The following is a 3,616-nucleotide window of genomic DNA, read 5'->3' as shown; positions in this document are numbered from 1 at the left end:
ATTCAGGGAGGAAAATAATGTACATAGTGAGTTGACGTATGTTTGGACACCCTATCAGAGAGGTATTAATGATTTAATGGTCATGGCAGGATTGGCTGTATATAATAAGAATTGATTATATTTAAATTATAAGAATTAATTTTAAGAATATTAGAATAATAACGTAATAAAAAGATTATAATGACAGCAATTGATAATTCTTAAAGAAGGTGTAAAAATTGAAAAGACTAATTCATAGAAAAAAATCATTAAGTTTATATCTTTTCATGTAGTAGGAATACATTATTAATTTGTTATAATTTTGTGAATATGTAATTACAGTTGCAACGTTATATAAATTTAAAATAGCACTAAAATGAAAATGTATAAGTTTATAATGTATAATATATGAAATACTAACAAGGGAAAACAAAATTTTTAAAAAGCAAAAACTAATAAACCACCAGTTATTAAATATTTTGATCACATATGTCGTCAGAATGGAATGCTGAAGAATTTAAGAATGAGCTTATAAAATTGAGGGAAAGCTTACATATAAAGAAACACCCAATATTTGATCTCTGGAGCCAGGGAAAGCTATCTAAGCAGGATATGGCTCAATATGTGCTACAGCATAGTCTCTGGAGTTCGCAGGTTGTAAATCTATGGGGCATAGTGGTGGCCAAAGCCAAAGAGCAGGACGTTCAGAATTTCTTTTTAGAGAATATGGCAGAGGAGCATGGTTTGGTATCTGAAGGTGGAAGGACTTCAACTCCTCACATTGAAATGCAAAAAAAATTTGCAAGAGCATGCGGTATCAGCGAGGATAAAATTAATAATATTGAGCCAACTGCCGGCTGTCTTGCAATGATAAGTTTTCATTGGCATATAGCACTTGGAAGAACATGGCAAGAGTATGTAGCAGCTTCAGTAGTAGGAAATGAATCCATGGAGGTTGGCATTATGGGCAGAATATTGCCTTCATTATATAATTATTATGGTTATAAAAAAGGTTCTTCAGAAATAGAGTTCTTTGAAGAACATTACTTGGCTGATCAAGAGCATGGAAATAGAGGAATAACAGCACTTGCAGAATATACTCATGAAAGGGAGCTTCAGGAAAAATGCCTTGAGGTGGTTAGAAATGCGGTTAAAATAAGGTGGCTGTTCCTAGATGAACTTCTCCATGGAATTAAAACTAATTGATAAAGAGGTAACCAGGATTTCTAATCTCAATTCTAAAATATAATTATATTGTGATTAATTTAAAAATACCATAATAGTTGGTTAGTTAGAATAAAAAGGAAAAATATTAATACTGGAAATTGGTGAGCTATACTATGTTAATAATAAAAAAGCATCTTGAATGGGGTGAAACAGACCCAGCACAAATTGTTTTTTATCCTAATTATTTTAGATGGTTTGACGCAGCTGGACATGAGCTATTTAAATATTTGGGAATACCATTAAAGAAGTTAATGGAAACAGAAAACATTATCCTTCCTATATTGAATGTAAGTGCTAAATTCATCAAGCCTTTAAAATATGATGATGATTTTGAAATAAGGCCATATATATCTAAAATAAACGAAAAAACTATAGAAATAACATATGAAGTATATAAGGATAATGTTCTGCATGCAACAGGTTCAGAAATACGGGGATGGGTGAATCAAAATGGGGAAAAATTAAAACTTATTAATATAGATGAAAAATTTATTAAAATACTAAATAAAAAAGATTAAATTTGCGATTAAGAATTCTTAAATTGTAGAGACATTTATTTGCTCTTTTTTAAAATATTTTTTTGTGGAAATTATTTGTTATAATGGAATGTTCATTATAAATAAAAAAGAGTATCCAAGCATACGTTAACTCACGATATATATAATTTTACTACCAGAGATTCCTGTAATTTTTATTTGCGACTACTATGCAGGTATATGTAACTATTATTTCACCATGGACACATCATAATTTCTGTTTCCCACATACCAGATATATTTCATTCCAAATATTTCCTTTAATACAGAAAATATCCTTTATATATAACATCTCAACTTATACCATGATGATTCCTTTTTCCTAATTCTATTCCAGGTTCCTGTTATATGTTAATTTATTTTCAATAATTCCCATTCTTTTATTGGTATCTATAACAGGCACAGAATGTGTATTCTTAAAAATATAATCATGTATATCAGAAGAATCATATATAGCATTCATTAGAACATACTTATGGTTCCGTACAGACTCTATCATTTTAAATTCAATATTTTTATCATATACGGGGTAGTAATCCCTAATTCCTGAATGGATAATGAATCTGTATCAAAAGCTGCCCTCCTTCTCTACTGAATGCCTATTGTAATATATCTCATGGCCTTTCATTATCCTTATAATTGATTAGGTTAAGATTTCTGTTAACAGTATTAACATCCATCTTTGAAAGTTGTCATCTCTAATAATTAAAAGATGCTTAAACTTTCAGGATTAACCATTACCCCCACCATCCCATCTGCAAATGCATTTGGGAATGCTTTTTTTATAATATTGTAAGAGCCATTAATGTCTGCATTTATTAAAATGCCCTTTGCAGTCCTAAATAGACCTCTAAATATCCTTTTACCAAGATATTTATCATGTTTGCATATTTCCTCATTGTCAAGGAAAGAACATTTAGAAGTTTATGATTCTTCCTGTAAAATTATCTTTATTCCATATTCCTCTCCCTTGTATTTAATTAATTTTATTAGTTTATTAAAAGGTATTTGAACAAAGTTCTGGTTATTCTTCTTACCTATGTTAATACTCTGCTTCCATAGTTCATTATGTCCTATAACTATTGTATCAATATTATTTAATAAGGAATAATTAATAATTCCTTTTGATAGTTTATAGAATAAATCATTTGTTTTTCTATTTCTCCTGTCTGTTATTAGTTTCATCATTCTGGTATATCTTGGATATTTTTTATTGTTTTTATCTAATATATCATTAACAGATTTTAATTTGGATAATTGCTTATTATAGAATTGATTAATAGATTTGACAGGACCGCCCTTAACAACTATTGGGTTTTTCCCCAACGTTGTTTGATATGGCTACGGTATTGTCAACTCCTATATCAATGCCTATAACATTGTTTTTTCTATTCAACGGCTCTGTTATATTCTTTTTATAAACAATTTCTATATTATAACCATTACCAAGAGGTATTATCCTTACCTCACTTAATTTAACATCGTCATCCAATCTTGTTTTTACTGATAAATTTATTATTTTAGGAAATGTAAGAATATTATCTCTCATATGGCACTGCTGATTTGTAAAGATTAAGAAAAACTCCCCGTTTTATCCTTATAATGTGGAATATTTGGTTTTCCTAAAAACTTATCTGGATTTTTATAGTATTCCTTTAATGCCTTAAAATATGAGAACTATATAGTTCTAAATGTTTTTATTAGCCATTGAAGTGTCTGTTTTGGCAATATATTATCCCTGGGCTTACACTGCTGTATAATGATGTTTTAGAAGGTATAACATCGTTTTTCTTTATTTTGTTATCCCTGTATAATTTAGAATTATCAAAGAATCTTTGCCTTGTAATATAAATTAATATATTAAATAACGGAAT

General features: G+C 28.9%; 5 protein-coding genes. 2 read left to right on the top strand and 3 right to left on the bottom strand.

The features are described 5' to 3' along the window. The first annotated feature begins 468 nt into the window (after window positions 1-468). Window positions 469-1,185, top strand: coding sequence for a TenA family transcriptional regulator (locus AOG54_RS01770; protein WP_048101192.1), 717 nt, complete (start codon window positions 469-471; stop codon window positions 1,183-1,185). A gap of 134 nt (window positions 1,186-1,319) precedes the next feature. Then, window positions 1,320-1,724, top strand: a complete 405-nt coding sequence (locus AOG54_RS01765) for an acyl-CoA thioesterase (RefSeq protein ID WP_048101193.1) — start codon at window positions 1,320-1,322, stop codon at window positions 1,722-1,724. A 346-nt stretch (window positions 1,725-2,070) separates the two neighbouring features. On the opposite strand, the gene AOG54_RS10155 is transcribed toward AOG54_RS01765, so the two are convergent. From AOG54_RS10155 to AOG54_RS10005, 3 genes are all read right to left on the bottom strand, one after another. Continuing rightward, window positions 2,071-2,205 (bottom strand): hypothetical protein, encoded by a 135-nt coding sequence (locus AOG54_RS10155; protein ID WP_269082528.1) that lies wholly within the window; start codon window positions 2,203-2,205, stop codon window positions 2,071-2,073. A gap of 461 nt (window positions 2,206-2,666) precedes the next feature. After that, window positions 2,667-2,927, bottom strand: coding sequence for an IS200/IS605 family accessory protein TnpB-related protein (locus tag AOG54_RS10010; protein WP_169749803.1), 261 nt, complete (start codon window positions 2,925-2,927; stop codon window positions 2,667-2,669). Window positions 2,928-3,042: 115 nt separating this feature from the next. After that, window positions 3,043-3,291 (bottom strand): hypothetical protein, encoded by a 249-nt coding sequence (locus tag AOG54_RS10005; RefSeq protein WP_048101194.1) that lies wholly within the window; start codon window positions 3,289-3,291, stop codon window positions 3,043-3,045. Between the last annotated feature and the right edge of the window lie 325 nt (window positions 3,292-3,616).

Source organism: Acidiplasma aeolicum (assembly GCF_001402945.1).
Classification (GTDB): domain Archaea; phylum Thermoplasmatota; class Thermoplasmata; order Thermoplasmatales; family Thermoplasmataceae; genus Acidiplasma; species Acidiplasma aeolicum.
Note: the sequence above shows the minus strand (reverse complement) of the source record. Positions and strands in the feature narration are given on the sequence as shown.